Below are 19,672 nucleotides of genomic sequence, written 5' to 3' on the forward strand. Positions count from 1 at the left end.
AACTTCAGTTCCATCAGTCAGGGTTAGCTGCTGAGCAGGACCAGCGGTGCGCTGTAGTTCAGGTTTTCCAGCGCGATGCTGTCGGTGATAGCGTAGGTTTCTCCATTCAGAACGTTTAGCCACTTGCGGTGCGCCAGCGTTTCACTCAGCGCAACCGAGACGTCTGCCCACTGGGCATCAGCAAAGATCAGGCGCGGAGCAATTACAATCAGTGCACCTGTTTCAGACTGACGGGAATAGGCCACCACTTTTTCTGCATGTTCGCCGCTGGCCTGCAGCGCTTCATAGTCGCCAAAACGAAAGAGCGCAGCGTGGTCGCGGCGCAGATGAAGCAGGCGCATAACCATCTGCTGTTTCAGGCTGCCGCTCAGCCAGCCCTGCTGACTGGTAAAGTCAGGGAAGGCGTCAGCATCAAGCTGGCTGACCAGCGTTTCAAAATCGGGTTCGCGGCGGTTATCCGGATCGACCAGGCTGAAATCCAGCGCTTCGCAGCCCTGATAGATATCAGGCACGCCGGGTGCCGTGAGTTTGATCACCGTCTGGGTAAAGCTGTTCACCAGACCGGCGCGGATAAACGGCTGCAGCGCCTGGGCAAAATCCGTGAGAAATGCAGCGTTTTCTGCAGCGAACAGATGACGCACGTAATCCAGTACGGCGTTTTCATAGGCTTCATTACTGTCTGCCCAGTCGGTGCGCAGCTTCGCTTCGCGCAGCGCCTTTTCCACAAACGGAATAAAACGTTCGCACAGCGCGTCCAGACCAGCGCGATCGTCCGGCTGCAGCGTCGCAGGCCAGACACCGGCCAGCGCCTGATAGAGCATCCACTCAACGGCAGGCTCCGGGGCCGGACCGTCTGCCAGCTGCTGTACGTGGTCCTGATTGAGCTGCTGCCAGCGCGTTACGTTCTCTGCCCACTCATCAGGCGCTTCGCTCAGGGTATAGAGACGCGCGCGCGCATCTTCGCCACGCTTGGTATCGTGCGTCGAGGTGCTTGAGATAGCATCAGGCTGGTGCTGCAGACGGGTCTGCATCTCCTGATGAAAATGCGCCAGTGAAAAGGCATGCGGCAGCGGTTCTGCGCCCACTTCATTAATCGCAAGCGCCACGTGATTACGGAAAAACAGCGTATCTTCAACCGATTTCGCCATCAGCGGTCCGGTGAGCTGCTGGAAGCGGGCGCGGAACTCTGCCGCCAGCGCTTCACCCTCTTCGCTGACCGCACCCAGCAGCAGCGCCTGCAGGAAACTCAGGGTAGCAGGGGACGCGCTATGCTTTACGCCCTCAAGCACGCTCAGCAGACGCTCTTCGCCCGCCAGCGGCATACCTGCTGCCTGACCATAAGTGCGGTAGACCGGGAAGGCGATAAGCAGCTCGCGCAGCGCCACGTGCAGCTCCGCTTCACCAAAATTGCGGTGCTCCAGCCCGGCGGCATCGGTTGCCAGCGAGAGCAGCCGGCTGAATTCGCCCGCAAAGTTACGGTCCACCATCAGCTCGCGCGCCGCGCGCAGGCCGGCTTCAACATCATTGCGCTCGCGCGTGGCTGACTCATAGGCCAGACGAAGGGTATCGATGTGCGTATCATCAATCAGGACGTGTGACAGCGCCGCAATAAACTCATAACCGGTTGTACCGGAGATGGGCCACTCTTCCGGCAGCTGTTCGCCGTCGGCAAGGATCTTTTCTACGGTGATGTAGCATTCGTCGCCGGCAGCCGTGCGGAGCTGCTGCAGATAACCCAGAGGATCGGCGAGGCCATCCACGTGATCGACACGCAGACCGCTGACCGCGCCGCTGCGCACCAGCGACAGGATAAGCCGGTGTGAATCTTCAAAGACCACCGGGTCTTCAACGCGCACGCCTGCCAGACCGGTGATCTCGAAAAAGCGGCGGTAGGAGAGTGCGCTGCGCGCTTCACGCCAGTTCATGAGCTGCCACGGCTGCTCCTCGTGCAGCTGAGCAATGGCGGCGGGATCCGTCAGCGCCAGCAGTTCTGCTTCACGCCCCTGCCAGCTCGCAGGCGTCAGGGGATAGTAGCTGTCGAAATACGCCAGCGCCGGTTTACCGCTCTGCGGATCGGCTTTAATCGTGATATCACCTTTTTCCAGCACCCGGTCAAAATCATCACCGAGGAACGGCAGCGTCAGCTTGCGCGACCAGTCAATATCAAAATAGCGCGCGTACTGGCTCTCCTGTCCATGTTCAATCACATCGCGCCACCAGGCATTCTCCAGCGAAGCCGCCATATGGTTAGGCACAATGTCGAGGATCAGCTCCATGCCGGCGCTCTGCAGCGCAGCACTCAGTCGATCAAAGCCCGCTCTGCCGCCGATAGCCGGATCAATTTCGTTGGCGTCGGTTACGTCGTACCCGTGCGTTGATTCTTTCGTCGCGGTAAAAATAGGGGAAGCATACAGATGGCTGATACCCAGCTTCTGCAGGTAAGGCACCAGTTCCGTTGCACGATCAAACGTCATGCCGTTGCGAAACTGAATGCGATAAGTGGAGGTCGGGATAGTCATGCTGCTGCTCCTGGTGCCAGACGGACAATGATGGCGTTTTGTGCGAGTTCGTGGTGCTCCTGCGGCCAGGCAAACAGGGTGTCGCCTGGCATATCAGGAAGTGCCTGAGCGGTGTTGCCCAGATTAAAGGCCATAGAGAGCGTGCCCTGCGGGAAACGCCACTGCACGGCAACGTAGCCGTCACCGGTCGCCAGCACCTGACCGCTATGACCGCCTGCCGTCGCCAAAAGCGGCACCAGATGCTGCTGACGCAGGGAGAGCAGCGTGCGCGTCAGCGTCAGCCAGGCTTTCCCCTCGTTGCTGGTGGTTTTCGTCCAGTCCAGCTTTGAACGCTGGAATGTCTCCTCCGCGTTGGGATCCGGCACGTCGTCGTCATGTCCGGCATGGCCGGTAAACTCACGTGCGCGTCCTTCACGCACCGCTTTCGCGAGATCGCCGTGAAAGTCGGTAAAAAACAGAAATGGATTGGTTTCGCCATACTCTTCGCCCATGAACAGCAGCGGGATATGCGGTGACAGCAGCAGAGCCGAGTACAGCACTTTGGTGCGCGCCTCTCCGGCCAGAGAGATCAGGCGATCGCCCTGTGCACGGTTGCCCACCTGATCGTGGTTCTGGATAAAATCAACAAACGCCACAGGGGGCTGACCGGCGCTTGGTACGCCGCGCGTCTCTCCGCTCTGGGCCGAAACCTCGCCCTGATAGGCAAATCCTTCGGTCAGAATACGCGCCACCTTTTTCTCCGGCGCATCGGCAAAATCCTGGTAGTAGGCGTGAGTTTCACCGGTTGCCAGCACATGAATAGCGTTGTGAAAATCGTCGTTCCATTCCCCGCTGAAGAGCGGAGTATTGCCCTGTTCATCGCGCGGATGCAGGAAAATCACGTTACGCGAGTCTTCTGTAGTGAGGTGTGCCGGACGATCCGGGATTTCACGGCGGATGCGCTCTGCAATATCAATCAGCACATGTTTATCTGAACTGTCTTCAATCTGATCGATGGCGTCAAAACGCAGACCGTCAAGGTGATACTCTTTCAGCCAGTAGAGCGGTGCCTCTGAGATGTAGCGGCGAGCCGCATCCACATCGTAGGCGATCCCGGCACCCCAGGGGGTCTGGCGCTCTTCATGGAAAAACTGCGGAGCCAGCAGCGGCAGATAGTTGCCTTCAGGACCAAAGTGATTCAGCACAATGTCCAGCACCACAGAGAGATTAAGGGCATGGGCCGCATCAACAAACGCTTTGAAGTCATCCGGGCTACCGTAAGCAGTATGTGGCGCATAGAGCAGGACGCCGTCATACCCCCAGCCGCGATTACCGCCAAACTGCGACACCGGCAGCACCTCAATCATGGTGATCCCCAGCTCAGCCAGCAGCGGCAGTTTTTCAATGGCTCCACGGAAGGTTCCTTCGGGCGTGAAGGTGCCGATATGCAGCTCATATACCACCGTTTCGTGCCACGGGCGGCCCCGCCACTCAGTCTGCTGCCAGCAGTAGCTTTGCGGATCAATCACCAGTGACGGGCCGTTAACCTCTGCTTTTTGCGCCCGCGCAGCCGGGTCCGGTACCACGCTGCCATCGGCCAGCACGTAGTGATATTCTGCGCCTGGCTTGACTCCCGTCTGCGACAGAGAGTACCAGCCATCTTTTTCCGCCTGCATAGGATAATCAGTGCCGTTCAGGCGCAGGACTACCTGCTGCTGACCAGGCGCCCAGAGACGAAAACGCACGGTGCCGTCAGCAAGGATTTCAGCACCCCAGGATTTTTCCAACGTTGTGGATTCCATTCTATTGCCTCGTTAAGCCCCGCGCGGGGCAATGGACGACATCAAGCGATTTGCATTCCCGAAATCATTTACTCTATGAAATAAAAGACTAATCACCCCGGTAATGAAGAAAGGTCTCAGGTAAAGTGCTGAGTACCCTGAAAATCATAGCCTATATTTAGAAATATAAGGCCGGGCACGCTTTAAAGTCGCTGCAGAAGTAAATTTTCCTATTTGTGCGGCAGAACATTTATTTTTTGCCGTCATAGGCTACGGTTATGGTTACGCATGTAAGCGATGCGCAAATAAAGCCAGACGGCTTTCACCGTCAAACAGGAGAGCACTTATGAACGAAGATCGCATCAGTGGAAACTGGAAGCAGTTCAAAGGAAAAGTGAAAGAGAAATGGGGTCAGCTGACTGACGACGATATGGACGTTGCCGATGGCAAACGCGATCAGCTGCTGGGCCGCATTCAGGAACGTTATGGCTACGGTAAAGACCAGGCAGAAAAAGAGCTGAAAGACTGGGAAGACAGCAACAAATATCACTGGTAAGTTTCAGCTTCCCGGCACGCCCGTGCCGGGATATTTTGTTTCAGCCCTGCCTGATTTCCTGTCTGCCAACGCATCTCCTTCGATATTTTTCACGCTGGTACTGATTTGCCCCTCTTATAATGAGCGCCTGTGATCGTTTTTATTTAAACTCAGCAGCGCGATAAAACTAATCAGCGCGGTCATCATTACATACCACGCCGGAATATCCGGGTTGCCGGTCTGTTTAATCAGACCCGAAATAATTAAGCCGGCGCAGCCGGAAAATAAGGCGTTGGATAAGGCTTAGGCAAAACCCAGGCCGGTATAACGCACCCGCGTGGGAAACATCTCTGCCAGCATGGCAGGTCCCGGCCCGGCCAGCATCCCCACCAGCGCACCCGCCACAAAGACGCTCAGCGCTTTAGTCAGCAATCCGGAGGCCGGATTTTGCAGCACGCTAAGCAGAGGAAGGGCGAAGATCAGCAGCATAAAGGTGGCAATGAGCATAATGGTGCGCCTGCCAATGCGATCGCTCAGCCAGCCGGCGGGCAGAATCGTGGCGGCAAAACCGAGGTTTGAGATCACGGCAATAAGCAGCGCCTGATTAAAACCGGTATGCAGCGTGGTTTGCAGATAAGTTGGCATGATCACCAGATAGGTGTAGCCAGCGGCTGACCAGACCATCAGGCGGCTGATGGCAAGCGTAATGGCGCGCAGCGTGGCAATAAAAGACGCGCGTTCCGGCTCTGCCTGCTGACGGACAGCGCTGAACTGCGGTGATTCATCGAGTCCGGTCCGCAGCCACAGCGCTACAGCGCCCAGCGGCAGCGCCAGCAGGAACGGCAGCCGCCAGCCCCAGTCAAACATCGCATCTTCGCCAATGAGCAGCGGGAGTAACGCGACGGTGGCGGCACCTGCAAGCAGGCCACACGCCACCGTCAGCGACTGCCAGGCACCATACAGCCCCCGTTTGCCCGGCGGTGCGGCTTCCGTCATCAGTGACACCGCGCCGCCATACTCTCCGCCAGCAAACAGGCCCTGCAAAATACGCAGCAATGTCAGCAGTAATGGCGCGGCGATGCCGATAGCAGCATAGTCCGGCACCAGCCCGATAGCGGTTGTTACCAGCGTCATCATGACCAGTACACCAATAAGCACCGGCTTACGCCCGTGACGATCGCCAAGCCGGCCAAAAATAATCGCCCCGAGCGGGCGAAAAAAGAACGCTACGGCAAAGGCGGCCCAGGTCAGGATCACGCTGGTGTCTGCGTTCTCATCCGGCAGCTGAAAAAAGTGTCTGGCAATAATTGAAGCCATAAAGCCATAAACGGCAAACTCATACCATTCAATAAAATTGCCAACCGAACCGGCGATTAAGATACGTCGATGTGCGGACGCCATGTGTGCAGCTGCAGGCATAGCATTTCCTTATAAAAGATAAAATAGAGGAAGCAACAGAGCGGCATTAAGGCATACATCTCAAAGCGATGTCTGTGAGGCACACGGAAGAGCGGACAAAAAAAGGCCACCCGAAGGTGGCCAGCGTATCAGGCAGGTTTTTGCTGCTTTTTATGTTTGCGCTGCCGGCGCAGCTTATCAATCAGGCGATGCGCTTCCGCTCTGGTTGCAACCGCAGGCGAGGATCCTTTCAGCGGCTTACGCGCCGTTTCGCTCAGCGTCAGTACCGTCAGCAGGCCGATAACCCCGGCGCCCATCATATAGTAGGCCGGCATCATTTTGTTATGCGTGGTATCCACCAGCCAGGCGGTAATCAGCGGCGTGGTACCCCCAAACAGTGACACGGAGAGATTGAAACCGATCGCCAGCGCGCTGTAACGGATATCGGTCACAAACAGCGCCGGCAGGGTAGCAGGCATGGTACCGCTGAAGCAGGTGTGCAGCAGACCCAGAATCGCCAGGCCGGCAAATACCCAGTACATATTACCGGTGCCCAGCAGCATATAGGCAGGGATGGCCAGCACAATCAGGCCCAGCGCGCCAAAGCCAATAACAGGTTTGCGGCCGAGACGATCGGTAAAGTAACCCCACATCAGCGTCAGTGGCATCATGATAAACATCACAACCATGACCAGCAGCAGGCCGGAGAGTTCGCTCAGACCAAGGATACCGGTGAGGTAACTTGGCATATACGCCGTCAGCATATAGTTGGAAACGTTGAACAGCAGCACCAGCCCGATACATTTCAGTAACGGTTTGCTCTGGGTGCGCAGCATCTGCCACAGCGTCAGCGGCGGCTTGTTATGCTCCATCTCTTCGCGCTGATCCATATGATCTTTAAATGCCGGCGTCTCTTCCAGTTTCAGGCGAATGTAGAGACCAAACAGGCCGAGCGGTGCAGCCAGAAAGAACGGAATACGCCAGCCCCACGACATCATCTCGTCATGCGGCAGATACGCAATCATTCCGGTCACCAGGCTGGCCCCCAGCAGATAGCCCGCCAGCGTACCGAACTCCAGAAAGCTGCCCATAAAACCGCGCCGCTTGTCGGTTGAGTACTCGGCAATAAAAGTCGCCGCACCGCCATATTCACCGCCGGTTGAGAACCCCTGAACCAGACGGGCCACCAGCAGCAGAATCGGCGCCGCAATGCCGATACTGGCATAGCTCGGGATCAGGCCAATGCAGAACGTGCCAATGGACATCATCACCATGGTAAAGGCGAGAACTTTCTGCCGGCCGAAGCGATCGCCCAGCGGCCCGAACACCATACCGCCAATCGGACGTACCAGAAACGCAGCGGCAAAGGTACCAAATGACGCGATGAGCTGTGCGGTGTTACTGGCATCAGGAAAGAAGACCTGGCCAATAATCACGGCCAGATAGCTGTATACCCCAAAATCGAACCACTCCATGGTATTACCGAGAGCGGCAGCGCCGACGGCGCGTTTTAACAGTTTGTTATCGATGACGGTAATATCATCAACAGTGAGATCGGGTTTATTTACTGTTTCAGTGCTCATAGGCTTCCTTTGACAATGAAATAAAAGCGATCTTATAGCTTTCGCAGCCGGTTATTGCAGGGTGGAAAAGAAAGCTATAAGAGGCCGAAAGGCGGACACCTTAGGAGATAATTTTTCTTTACGCAACTTTGTGATGTATATCACTGGCAATAAGCGTAGCGCTGAAGTAAAGAACTGTCAAAAAGCGCGACGGCGGCATAACAGGTTATCGCGTTAATTGAGATTACAGAGAGATAAGACGCGATATTATGCTGGTCACAGAGTCTGCCTGGGCAGAAATATCGTAAACCAGAGATATTACTCTGTGATATACCGGTGAACAAAAAAACATCGTTGATTGACAGCTGCGTCAACTGCTGTCAGCTAATGTCAGGATAATTATCCTGGCCCTTCGCTTGCTGCCGCCAGCAGTGGCACAATAATGTCACTCAATGGCGTAGGCACACCTTTGCTGCGTCCATACCGCTGTATTACGCCGTTGCGGCACTCCCATTCCAGCGGGCGTCCGGCTTGCCGATCGGCAAGAATAGAGGTGCTGAGATCGGCAGGCGCACTCTGCAAACCCGCCAGAATATCATTCGTGACACTGTCACTTAGCGTTGCTCCGCAGGCGCGCGCCACGGCCAATGCTTCATTGAGATAAGCCAGCGCCAGTTCAGCAATGTCAGGGCGGCTAAACATGCCTGCCCGGCGACTTGTCAGCACCATCAGACCCGCTACCGCATTCTGTAACAGCTTGCGCCACGCCACTGAGTGAAAATCAGCGCTGAGGTCGGTACTGCAGCGCGTACCCGACAGAGCAGCCGCGATGCTGGCTGCAGCTGGCGTATCGGGCAGCGTCAGGCGTGGCCGGGCACGCAGCCATACAGAAGCGTCCGCTTCGCGCTGCGCCGGAAACCAGACCACCGAAGGCATAACCTGAGCACCGTTTACCAGTGGCTGCAGCTGTGCCTGCTGCTCAATCCCATTTTGCAGCGCGCACACCACGGTATTCTCATCACATAACCTCTGCAGCCAGCCCGCGCTCTGCGTTACCTGGGTGGTTTTTACCGCAACAAACAGCAGCGCAACGGGTCGGCTGATGGCGGCAGGATCGATCAGTACCGGGCCGGGCACCCGGATTTCGCCTTCGTCATGCCGCAGCGTCAGGTGTGCGTGCGGCGTACGGCCACAGAGCAGCGGCAGACGCCCGGCTTCATACAGGGCAGCAGCGATGGTGGTGCCGATAGCGCCAGGGCCGAGCAGTGCAACAGAGGGATAATCTGACATAAATGAAACTCCGGTTTACGCTGATATTCTGCTGATGGCAGAAGCAGAGGAGTGATAAGTATTGTTCACGCCCGTGCAGTTAACCGCATAAAACGCGGTAAAACGGATCTCTTATTACAGCTCTGTTACGGCTTCTGTTTTTATCGGGCAATTCAGTGACGTAAATGTTCCCGCCGCTGCGCTGGCATCCTGATTCATATTAACTATGGTTATCACTCAAAGAATAAAAGGATGATCTATGCGTAATCTTATTTTGAGTGGATTCACCGTATTATTGCTGTCAGGATGCGGCGCAAATAATAGTGCGTCACCGGTCAACGCGCCCGGTGCGCCCGTAGCGGGTAAAACAGCCCTGCTGGAGAGCGGTGCGGCGGCACTGCAATCCCGTCCACCGATTGATGCGATTAATACCTATCTGGATGGATTCCACTACTACTGTGGCGATAAACAGGGGCAGATGGAAGCGCATCACTATGTCACTATTCTGAACGATGATGTGATGCAGGCGGTGATTTTTGACGGCAACAAAAAAGACGCCAAGCTGATGGGCGTTGAATATATCATCAGCGAGCGGCTGTTTAAGCAGCTTCCGGCGGGTGAGAAGAAATACTGGCACAGCCACCGTTATGAAGTGAAATCAGGCTCTCTGATTGCGCCGGGCATTCCGGATGCCGCTGAACATGCGCTGATGGGTAAAATTGTAAATACCTACGGGAAAACCTGGCATACCTGGCATACTGACCGCGACAAAACGCTGCCGCTGGGTGAACCGGCGCTGATGATGGGATTCACCGCCGACGGACAGATGAACCCGGCGCTGCTGCACGATCGCGATCGGCGCTTTGGCGTGGACACACAGAAAATTCGCGCGGCGCGCGCCGATCTTGACGCGCATCCGGTGGCCGCAGGCGCAGATAACTGCCAGCGTGTACATCAGGCGCACTGATCGCCGTTAAGCACATCCGCAGCGTTCGCGCTGCGGATTTTTTTCGCCTGTTGCACCCAAACCAGGTTAAAAAGAGAGATCGCTTTTCTCTGCTGTAAGGAACCAGACGCATTATGACGCTCAAACGTTATTTCACCAGCGACCAGCTGACGCTTACCACCCGGGTATTGTGCTGTGAACCTCAGGATGATGGCCGGTTTCGTATCCTCCTCACTGAAACGCTGTTTCACCCGCAGGGCGGCGGCCAGCCCTCCGATCGCGGCACCCTTGCCGGTGCAGCCATGCTGCAGGCACTGCAGGAGGGCGATGATATTGCACACTATACCGATCGGGCAGTTGAGCCGGGCGAGGCGGAGCTGGTGGTGGATGGCGAACTGCGGGCGCTGCACTCACGTTATCACTCAGCGGGGCATGTGATTGCTTATGCCGGAGAGGTGTTTGGCTGGCGCGGCTATAAAGCAAACCACCGGCCGGGCGAAGGGCGCATTGTGTTTACCGCGCTGGAGCAGGCTGAACCGGTCACAGCGGAGGCGCTGACGCAGCACGCAGCGGCGCTGGTGGCGGGTAACTATCCCCGCCTGCTGGGCGAAGAGGAGGGTAAACGAATGGTGAGCTGGGGCGAACTGACTCCTTATGCCTGCGGCGGCACGCATGTGCTGCATACCGGAGATATTGGTGACATTGTGATTGGCAAAGTGAAAGAGAAAAAGGGTGAACTCACGGTACAGTATAGCCTGAGTCACTAAGCAGCATGAGGGGCGGCTCCGTTTCCCCCCATGCCTGCAGCGCCGGCCGTGTTTCAGCCATGATCCGTCAGCGACTGTGCCGCGCAGATCAGCGCCAGATGACTGAGCCCCTGCGGCATGTTGCCGCGCCACTCATCCGTGCGGACATCAAACATCTCATTAAAGGTTTCGACGTTACCACGCTGGCAGAGTTTGCCGAGGATCTCTTCCATCGCCTGCTCTGCCTGCGGGACGTCACCCACCGCGGCCAGCGCCTCTACCAGCCAGAAAGAGCAGGCAATGAAGGTGCTCTCTTCCTGTTCCACGCCGGAGTAGCGATACACCATTGCGCTGTTATGTCCGAGATCCTGACGGATCGCGCGATAGGTGGCGCGCATGCGGTCCGGGTTAACCTGGTTGCCATAACGGTGCATCAGCGCCAGCGCCGCATCCAGTTTATCTTCGCTGTCGGGATAGAACAGATAAGCCTGTCTGGCTTCGCTCCAGCAGTGCGCCTCCACCCACTCACTGATGCGATCGCGCTCGCGCTGCCAGCGCTCGAGCCAGGTCGGCTCAATATGTTTCGCTTTCGCCAGCGCTACGGCACGATCCAGCGCCAGCCAGCAGGCCATCTTGGAATGGGTATAGTGATGCTCATCGGGCAGCTCCCAGATCCCGCAATCTTTCTGACGCCATGAATCAGCGCAGTGGTTTGCCAGCTCACCCAGCATGCGCGAGGTCGAGAGATCGAGCACGTGACCAGCCTGTATAAACAGATCGGCGGTGGCAAGCATGTCGCCATACATACTGAGCTGGAGCTGATCGCGCGCGTTATTGCCGATGCGCACCGGCTGTGAATGGTGGTAACCGCGCAGCGGCGGATAAGATTCAGCCGGGACTTCATCCCCTTCGAGGGTATAGCAGGCGCGCAGCGCGGTACCGTGACGAATAATCGTTTTTGATAGCCATGAGAACGCCGCCTTACAATCTTCCAGCGCACCCAGAAAAACAAAGGATTTGATGATCAGGCAGGCGTCGCGCACCCATGCGTAGCGATAGTCATAATTTTTTTCGCCGCCGATACCTTCCGGCAGGGACGTTGTGGCTGCTGCCGCCAGGGCACCGGTGGGAGAGTACCAGAGGAATTTCAGCGACAGCGCCGAACGCCGTACGTGCTGCTCATAGCGTCCCTGATAACTCAGGCTGCGCGTCCAGTCGCACCATGCAGTGTGGCTGGTTTCTATACGGGTATCGATAGCGCTTAAATCCGGCACCGCCAGCGGCTCGCGCTCGGTGACCAGCAGGGCAACCAGCGCATGGCTGCCGGGCGAGGTTTTGAGCGTGGCGGTGATACGTTCATCGCCCCGTTCCGTCACTTGCCACGCGTCGCTGGTGCGCAGCATCGCCATCAGATCAGCAATATGATAAACGTCGCCCTGGTCAGTGCAGTCACGCCACGGCGAGCAGGTTTCAGCCAGCGTACCAAAGCGTAACGTCAGCGTCAGCTCAACGTGGCCCTCAACGCCTTCGACGCGCCGCGCCAGCTCACTCCACGGCAGACGACCGGCCAGCGTACTGTTTAATGATTCAGTCAGCAGGACTGAGCCCTCTGCGGTAATAAACGTCGTTTCCAGCACGTTGCTGTCAGCACGATAAGCGCGCTCGGTGCGGAAAGGAGCTGTGGGCACAATCTGGAAAAAGCCACCAATCTCCGGATCGAGCAGGCGGTCAAATAGCGGAGCGGAGTCAAGATTAGGTGCACACCACCAGTCGATAGCGCCATCCGGTGCGATAAGCGCAACGGAACGGCCTTCACCAATGGCCGCGTAATCGCCGAGGCGCGCAAACCCTTTTTCGCGCATCGGCGACTGCAAAATCTGGTTATTCATCATGCTTCCCTGTCAGCTGAAACGACAGCGTGGCTGCCACAGGGGCAGCCACGCTGGTATCGGGCAGAATGTGCAATTACAGCGTGCCGGTACCGCCGTCTGAGCACCATACCTGGCCTGAGGTAAAGCCATTAAGATTTTCAGCAAATGTCACATACAGCGGGGCGATTTCCACCGGCTGGCCTGGACGGCCCATCGGTGCGCCGGAACCAAACTGCTGCAGTTTCTCTTCAGGCTGACCGCCACACGCCTGAAGCGGAGTCCAGTAAGGACCGGGCGCGACAGCGTTAACGCGGATTTTCTGTTCCGCCAGCTGTTTGGCCAGCGCTTTAGTAAAGGCAGCAATGGAGGCCTTGGTCTGCGCATAATCAAGCAGAATTGCGCTTGGTTCATACGCCTGAACAGAAGACGTATTTATAATAGACGCACCCTGTGGCAGATATTCCAGCGCGGCTTTAGTGATCCAGAACATCGCATAAACGTTGGTCTTAAAGGTTGCATCAAAATCTTCCGTAGAGAGCGTACGGATTGACTCATTAAATTGCTGGCGTCCGGCGTTATTAACCAGAATATCCAGACCATCCAGTTTTTCAGCGGCTTCTTTTACCAGCTGCTGACAAAATGATTCTGAACGGATATCGCCCGGAATAGCGATAGCTTTACGTCCTTCAGCTTCAATCAGCTTTACCACTTCCTGCGCATCTGACTCTTCAGCCGGCAGATAGTTAATGGCAACGTCTGCGCCTTCACGAGCGTAAGCGATAGCCACGGCGCGGCCGATGCCTGAATCGCCGCCAGTGATCAGCGCCTTACGTCCGGTCAGACGGCCTGAGCCGCGATAGCTTTTTTCACCGTGATCGGGAAGCGGATCCATCTTGCTGGCTAAGCCTGGAAAATCCTGCGACGGCGTGTTGAACGGTGGCTGCGGATATTCATTGGTGATTAGCGTTTTGTTAGTGAACGAATTCATAACGGGCTCCTTGTACAGTGAACGTGTAGAAATAAGCCTGGCAGAGATGTGATATTTGTCACGTAAAAAACCGCGAATGAATTTTATTTGTGCAATAACCACGCAGCGGAGAAAGTTATTTTTCCTTACAATTTCACTAACGTAATGATTATTTATCGCCTCTTAGTCTACTTTTATAAAATAAGCGAGTCGGTAACATTGCAGAGCAGAAATTTAGCTCTAAGCTCATTGAATAACTTTAATAAATATCCGGGCTTTTGCCGGGATTAACATAATGAGCACTGTCGTCAACGAGGCGAAAATGAGCGAAGCACACTGTACCATTATTTATAACGGGGAACGGCTGAGTGGCGCAGCGGATCAACCGCTGATCGATTTTCTGCAACAGCAGGGAAAAAAACTGCCGCATGTCTGCTATCACCCGGCGCTGCCGCCGCTGCAAAGCTGTGACGTCTGCTGGGTCAGAGCTGATGGAGAACAGGTACGTGGCTGTACCTTACGTACATATGAAGGCTTACAGGTGGTGAGTGAAGGTGCAGAACTGGCTGCCGCACAGCAGGAAGGCATGGATCGGATCCTGAATCGTCATGAACTCTACTGTACCGTTTGTGAGCACAATACCGGCGACTGTACGCTGCATAATGCGGTAGCCGATATGCACATGCCCATTCAGTTCTATCCCTATGAACGCAAACCTTATAACAAAGATCACAGCAATCCGTTTTATACCTACGATCCCGATCAGTGCATTCTCTGTGGCCGCTGCGTGGAAGCGTGTCAGAACGTAGAGGTAAATGAGACCCTTTCCATCGACTACAGTGCAGAGCACCCGCGCGTATTGTGGGATGGCGGGACGGAGATTGCCGGCTCAAGCTGCGTCAGCTGCGGTCACTGCGTCACCGTTTGTCCCTGCAATGCGCTGCTGGAGAAAACCATGCAGCCCGATGCCGGTCCGTTTACCCGCATGGATGAGGATCTGAAGCGACCATTTATTGATGCCATCAAAAAAATGGAGAAAAGCATCGGCATGGAGCCGATAACCGGCATTTCCCTGATCGATGACGCTTTACGCAAAACTGAAATCAAAAAAACCAAAACGGTCTGCACTTACTGCGGCGTTGGCTGCAGCTTTGAAGTCTGGACGCGCGATCGCCATATCCTGAAAGTCCAGCCGGTCGCTGAGGCGCCGGTAAATGGCATCTCTACCTGCGTGAAAGGCAAGTTTGGCTGGGACTTTGTTAACAGTCCGAACCGCCTGACCACACCACTTATTCGCGAAAATGGAGCATTCCGGCCTGCCACCTGGGAAGAGGCACTGAACCGGGTAGCTGAAGGGCTGCGCGCCGTTGCGCATCAGCATGGCGGCGCAGCGATTGGTTTCATTGGCTCCAGTAAAGCCAGCAATGAAGAAGCCTATCTGACCCAAAAGATTGCGCGCCTGATTTTTGGCACCAACAATGTCGATAACTCTTCACGTTACTGTCAGAACCCGGCTACTCAGGGGCTATTCCGTACCGTGGGTTATGGCGGCGATGCCGGTACGCTGCGCGATCTCCAGCAGACCGATCTCATCATTACCGTGGGCAGTAATCTGGCAGAAAATCATCCGGTATTCGCCTCACATATCAAGCAGAGCCATAAACATCGCGGACAGAAGCTGCTGGTAGTGGATCCGCGTAAACATGAGATGGCGGAACGCGCCGACTGTTATCTGCGTATCCGGCCCGGTACCGATATGGTATGGGCGTCAGCGATGGCGAAATACATGTTCGATCATCACTATGCGGACGATGCATTTCTGGCTGAACGGGTAAATGATGTTGACGCTTACCGCGCCTCGCTCGCGCCGTTTACGCTCGACATGGCGAGTGAAATAACCGGTCTGAGCGTGGATGCGCTGACAGAGGCAGCAGAGATGATCGGTCAGGCTAACAGCGCCTGTATTCTCTGGGCAATGGGTATCACGCAGCACAGCCACGGTGCGGATGCCAGCACGGCGCTCTCTAATCTGCTGCTGGTCACCGGTAACTACGGCCGGCCTGGCACCGGCGGCTATCCGATGCGCGGACATAATAATGTGCAGGGCGCCAGCGACTTTGGCTGTCTGAGCAATGTTTACCCCGGCTACGAAAGCGTAACGGACGATGCGGTGCGGGAGAAGTGGGCGCAGGCGTGGCAGGTTGCGCCAGACGCGCTCTCTGATGAGGAAGGGCTGGATAACTTCCTGATGATTGAGCACGCTCACGATAAGCGGCTGCGCGCCATGTACATTATCGGCGAAGATACCGCATTTTCAGATGCGAATTCCACGAAAGTGGATGAAGCATTCAGCCAGCTCGATTTTATGGTAGTGCAGGATATTTTCATGAGCAAAACCGCGCGCTATGCCGATGTGGTCTTGCCCGGCTGCCCGAGTCTGGAGAAAGAGGGCACTTTCGTTAATACCGAGCGCCGTATCCAGCACTTCTCACCGGCGTTTGCTCCGCTGGGTGAGAGCCGGCCCGACTGGCAGATCCTGACTGACCTTGCGGCACGTCTTGGTCATCGCTGGGACTATCCAAATCCGGGCGCCATTATGGCTGAGGCAGCAGGCATTGCGGATCTGTTTGCCGGTGTCAGCTATGAACAGCTGGTGGGCTGGCAGTCGCAGCTCTGGCCGGTTAAAGCAGATGGCAGCAGTACACCGCTGCTCTACACCGACGCGTTTGCGTTTCCGGATGGTAAAGCGCGTCTCTATGCACTTGAATGGCAGCCACCGGCAGAGCAGCCAGACACAGAGTACGATCTGCTGCTAAACAATGGCCGCATGCTGGAGCATTTTCAGTCGACAAATCAGACAGGACAGGGTGGACGCATCATGTCGCTGTCGCCCAACTGGTTTGTGGAGATTTCGCCACAGCTGGCGAAAGAAAGGCAGCTACAGGAGGGGGACTGGGTTGAAATCCGTTCACGGCGCGGCGTGCTGGAGGTGCCGGTGGTCGTTACCGATCGGGCAGCAGGCAATGTGCTGTTTATTCCGATTCACTACGGCAAACCTGGCGTCAACGGTCTGACCGGCAACCATCATGACCCGGATGTCAATACGCCGGCCTATAAAGAGATTGCGGTCAGCCTGCGTAAGCTGGCGCGTCAGCCCCAGCCGCACCCATTGCCGCTGCACAACTTCCGTCACGGACAGCGCACGCCGCTTGATCACCTGCCGATTGAGGTGAAATGGCAGCAGCCGGAATACCGTTTACCCCCTGAACATGTTTCGCACCCGGAGAAAAGCTAATGGCCGAACCGCTGGACTACCAGCCTGAACCTGCGCGCACAGAACCCACCGCGCAGGAGTCGCTCAACACGCTGCTGGAAAATCTTCATCAGCACGGTTTTCTGCGTCTCGCTAATGATGTGGTTAAAGCGAACAATGATATTGGCAAGATCCTCGCCGGGGGACTGAATCGCCCTGGTACTCAGAACGCGATCCAGAACATGTCGCTGCTGTTTATGATGCTGAGTACTATCCCGCCCGAGCGGTTTAATCATGTGCTGCTGGCGGTGCGTGACGCCCTGGTGGCGATGAAACCGGCGACGGAGTCTGTTCAGCAGGAGAAAGCGGCGCCCGGCATCAGAGGGGTGATGAAACTGCTGAATGATGAAAAGCTGTGGCAGGGGGTGCGCCCGCTGCTGTCGGCACTGGAGGCCTTTTCGCGCGAGATGCAGAAAGAAGAGGAGACCCCGATTACCCGCTACAGCGGTAAGCCGACCCGTGAGTAGCCAGGAGTGGGTGCTGCTGATTGCCCGCGGTCAGTTTGCGCTGACCATGGGCATGCACATTACGCTGGCGGCGCTGACGCTGGGCCTGGCGCCCTTCCTGGTCTGGTTTGAAGCGCGCTGGCTGTGGGGAAAACGTCCTGAGGCGCGGCAGGCGCTGCAGTTCTGGATAAAAATATTTGCCCTGACCGTCGCTATCGGTACGGTCTCTGGCGTGGTGATGGAGTTCCAGTTTGGTACGCACTGGTCCGGACTGGCGTCGCGTGCGGGCGGCGTGCTCGGCCCGCTGATGCTTTATGAAGTGCTGATTGCGTTTTTTCTTGAATCGGCCCTGACCGGCGTCATGCTGTTTGGCTTTGATCGGGTTAAGCCCGGCGTTCATTTTACCGTGACCTGCTTTGTCGCACTCGGCGCAGTGCTGAGCGCGTTCTGGATCCTCGCGGCTAACTCCTGGATGCAGACGCCCGCTGACTTTCATCTGGCCGATGATGGTCGTCTGCTCCCCGACAGCGCGTGGACCCTGCTCGCTGCTCCCTCTTTTGGCTGGCGTTTTGCCCATATGCTGCTTGCCTCCATAATAAGCGTCAGCTTTCTGCTCGGCGGCGTAGCCGCGTGGCGCTTACGTCGCCGGCCTGATGAAGCAGCGAGTCGTCTGATGCTGCGCAGCGCGCTGACAATAACGCTGCTGGCGCTACCGGCACAGATTGTGGTGGGGGACTTACACGGTGAGAATACGCGCACCTGGCAGCCGGCAAAGCTGGCGGCGATGGAGGGAAGCTGGCACGCGCCGCCGCCAGGTGAGGGAGAGCCGCTGCGGCTGTTTGCCATCCCGGATCAGCATGCTCAGCGCAACCACGCTGAACTGGCGATCCCGGCAATCGGCTCGCTCTATCTGCGCCACAATCTCACCGGGCACATTAAAAGCCTGAGTGATTTTCCGGCAGAAGCGCAGCCGCCAGTGCTACCGGTATTTTTTGCGTTTCGCCTGATGGTGGGGTGTGGACTGCTGATGCTGGTGGTCAGTCTGACGGCAAACCTGCAGCGCTGGCGCGGCCGCTTATACCATTCACCGCGCCTGTTGCGTCTGCTGACGCTGATGTCGCCTGCCGGGTTTATGGCGCTGCTGGCCGGATGGGTGGTCACTGAAATGGGACGTCAACCCTGGACGGTCTATGGTGTGATACGCACTGCTGATAGTCTTTCACCGCTGTCGCTCAGCAGTACGCTGGCGATTTTTATCGCGATCGTGCTGGTCTATACGCTGGGTTTTGCGCTTGGTCTGATCTATTTGGTGCGCCAGATTAACGCCCCGCTGTCTGATGACCCAGAGGTGCTGGCCGAGCGCGTTGAAACGCCGGCCTGAGGAGATAATGATGCTTGCCGACCTTTCTGCAGCCGTGCTGATCTTTTCGCTGCTGATGTATCTGGCGCTGGATGGCACCGATCTTGGCGTGGGCATGCTGTTTTACGCGTTTGATACGCCACAGCAGCGGCAGTGGATGGCGCACAGTTTGTTGCCGCTCTGGGATGCCAATGAAACCTGGCTGGTCCTGATGGCAGGTGGCATGCTGGCCCTATTTCCTGCGCTCTATAGCCTGCTGCTGCAGACGCTGATGGTGCCGGTATTTCTGCTGCTACTGGCACTGTTTCTGCGTGCGCTGGCACTGGCGTATCGCGCGCAGGTCAGCGCTGCCTGGCGCGTCTGGCTCGATCGTCTGATGATAATCAGTTCGCTGGCGGCGGCCTTTCTGCCCGGCTGGATAAGCGGGCTAATCCTGGTTTCGCGTCCCCCCGCCGGAATTGTCATCGATCTTTCACTGGCACCGCTGCTGTGTGGTGCTGGCGTGGTGGCGGTGGATTTGCTGCTGGGCTGCTGCTGGATTTGCTGGCGTCTGGGTGAGACGGCAGGAGAACGCGCCCGGTCATTTGCCGTGCTGGCATGGACCTGCGCGGTAATCTGTCTGACAGGAGTCATATTGCTGGAGCCGACGCTGTGGCAGCTGAGCTGGCAGCGCGAACCAGGCCGGCTGATCCTGATGGCTATCCCGCTGCTGATTGTGCTTCAGGCCATATTACTCTGGCGCGAAGCGATGGTAGCACTACTGATGATAACGTTGCTGCTTGTCGGCGCAGTGGTCACTGCTCTGGCGTTCGGGCTCTATCCCTGGCTACTGCCGTTTCAGCTGCAGATACAGGAAGAAGCGTCATCGCCGGTAACGCAGGGCGTGGTGCTGACCGGTATGCTGATTTTCCTGCCGCTGACGCTGCTCTACCACAGCTGGTCCTTTTGGGTATTCAAACGCCGGCCACACCACTGATGTA

At 56.6% G+C, this 19,672-nt stretch carries 13 protein-coding genes and 1 pseudogene; 7 read left to right on the forward strand and 7 right to left on the reverse strand.

The features are described 5' to 3' along the window. Nucleotides 1–23 precede the first annotated feature (23 nt). Together treY and treZ are read right to left on the reverse strand one after the other, a co-directional pair. Nucleotides 24–2,519, reverse strand: a complete 2,496-nt coding sequence (gene treY / locus BBA90_RS00175) for a malto-oligosyltrehalose synthase (RefSeq protein ID WP_065647323.1) — start codon at nucleotides 2,517–2,519, stop codon at nucleotides 24–26. Then, the gene (treZ, locus tag BBA90_RS00180; RefSeq protein ID WP_065647324.1) at nucleotides 2,516–4,300 is read right to left on the reverse strand and encodes a malto-oligosyltrehalose trehalohydrolase; all 1,785 of its coding nucleotides are present in this window, start codon (nucleotides 4,298–4,300) and stop codon (nucleotides 2,516–2,518) included. The genes treY and treZ overlap by 4 nt, the downstream gene beginning before the upstream one ends. A gap of 325 nt (nucleotides 4,301–4,625) precedes the next feature. On the opposite strand from treZ, the gene BBA90_RS00185 reads away from it, so the two are divergent. Next, on the forward strand, nucleotides 4,626–4,835 hold the full coding sequence (locus tag BBA90_RS00185) for a CsbD family protein (RefSeq protein WP_065647325.1): 210 nt from the start codon (nucleotides 4,626–4,628) through the stop codon (nucleotides 4,833–4,835). A gap of 114 nt (nucleotides 4,836–4,949) precedes the next feature. On the opposite strand, the pseudogene BBA90_RS00190 reads toward BBA90_RS00185, so the two are convergent. The 3 genes and pseudogenes from BBA90_RS00190 to BBA90_RS00200 form a co-directional block, all read right to left on the reverse strand. Continuing rightward, nucleotides 4,950–6,233: pseudogene (locus BBA90_RS00190) on the reverse strand (MFS transporter). 128 nt (nucleotides 6,234–6,361) lie between these two features. Beyond that, entirely contained in the window at nucleotides 6,362–7,795 is a 1,434-nt protein-coding gene (gene proP / locus BBA90_RS00195) for a glycine betaine/L-proline transporter ProP (RefSeq protein WP_065647326.1), read from the reverse strand. 378 nt (nucleotides 7,796–8,173) lie between these two features. Then, the gene (locus BBA90_RS00200) at nucleotides 8,174–9,064 is read right to left on the reverse strand and encodes an oxidoreductase (protein WP_065647327.1); all 891 of its coding nucleotides are present in this window, start codon (nucleotides 9,062–9,064) and stop codon (nucleotides 8,174–8,176) included. Between the two features lie 238 nt (nucleotides 9,065–9,302). Here BBA90_RS00200 and BBA90_RS00205 point away from each other — a divergent pair, with 238 nt between their 5' ends. Next, the gene (locus tag BBA90_RS00205) at nucleotides 9,303–10,010 is read left to right on the forward strand and encodes an OBAP family protein (RefSeq protein ID WP_065647328.1); all 708 of its coding nucleotides are present in this window, start codon (nucleotides 9,303–9,305) and stop codon (nucleotides 10,008–10,010) included. Nucleotides 10,011–10,123: 113 nt separating this feature from the next. Further along, entirely contained in the window at nucleotides 10,124–10,756 is a 633-nt protein-coding gene (locus BBA90_RS00210) for a hypothetical protein (RefSeq protein WP_065647329.1), read from the forward strand. 53 nt (nucleotides 10,757–10,809) lie between these two features. Here the strand turns inward: BBA90_RS00210 and BBA90_RS00215 are convergent, their stop codons facing one another. Then, nucleotides 10,810–12,624, reverse strand: a complete 1,815-nt coding sequence (locus BBA90_RS00215) for a glycoside hydrolase family 15 protein (RefSeq protein WP_065647330.1) — start codon at nucleotides 12,622–12,624, stop codon at nucleotides 10,810–10,812. Nucleotides 12,625–12,700: 76 nt separating this feature from the next. Continuing rightward, nucleotides 12,701–13,594, reverse strand: coding sequence for an SDR family oxidoreductase (locus BBA90_RS00220; RefSeq protein ID WP_065647331.1), 894 nt, complete (start codon nucleotides 13,592–13,594; stop codon nucleotides 12,701–12,703). 301 nt (nucleotides 13,595–13,895) lie between these two features. Here BBA90_RS00220 and fdhF point away from each other — a divergent pair, with 301 nt between their 5' ends. The 4 genes from fdhF to BBA90_RS00240 are packed head-to-tail and all read left to right on the forward strand — an operon-like array spanning nucleotide 13,896 to nucleotide 19,668. Further along, a complete protein-coding gene (fdhF, locus tag BBA90_RS00225; protein WP_065647641.1) occupies nucleotides 13,896–16,868 on the forward strand; it encodes a formate dehydrogenase subunit alpha in 2,973 nt (990 codons plus the stop codon). Then, on the forward strand, nucleotides 16,868–17,353 hold the full coding sequence (locus BBA90_RS18975) for a DUF1641 domain-containing protein (protein WP_065647332.1): 486 nt from the start codon (nucleotides 16,868–16,870) through the stop codon (nucleotides 17,351–17,353). Before fdhF ends, BBA90_RS18975 begins: the two co-directional genes overlap by 1 nt. Then, entirely contained in the window at nucleotides 17,346–18,713 is a 1,368-nt protein-coding gene (locus BBA90_RS00235) for a cytochrome ubiquinol oxidase subunit I (protein WP_065647333.1), read from the forward strand. The genes BBA90_RS18975 and BBA90_RS00235 overlap by 8 nt, the downstream gene beginning before the upstream one ends. A gap of 7 nt (nucleotides 18,714–18,720) precedes the next feature. Continuing rightward, entirely contained in the window at nucleotides 18,721–19,668 is a 948-nt protein-coding gene (locus BBA90_RS00240) for a cytochrome d ubiquinol oxidase subunit II (protein WP_075050685.1), read from the forward strand. Nucleotides 19,669–19,672: the final 4 nt, after the last annotated feature.

The organism is Pantoea eucrina (assembly GCF_001691555.1).
Taxonomy (GTDB): domain Bacteria; phylum Pseudomonadota; class Gammaproteobacteria; order Enterobacterales; family Enterobacteriaceae; genus Pantoea; species Pantoea borealis.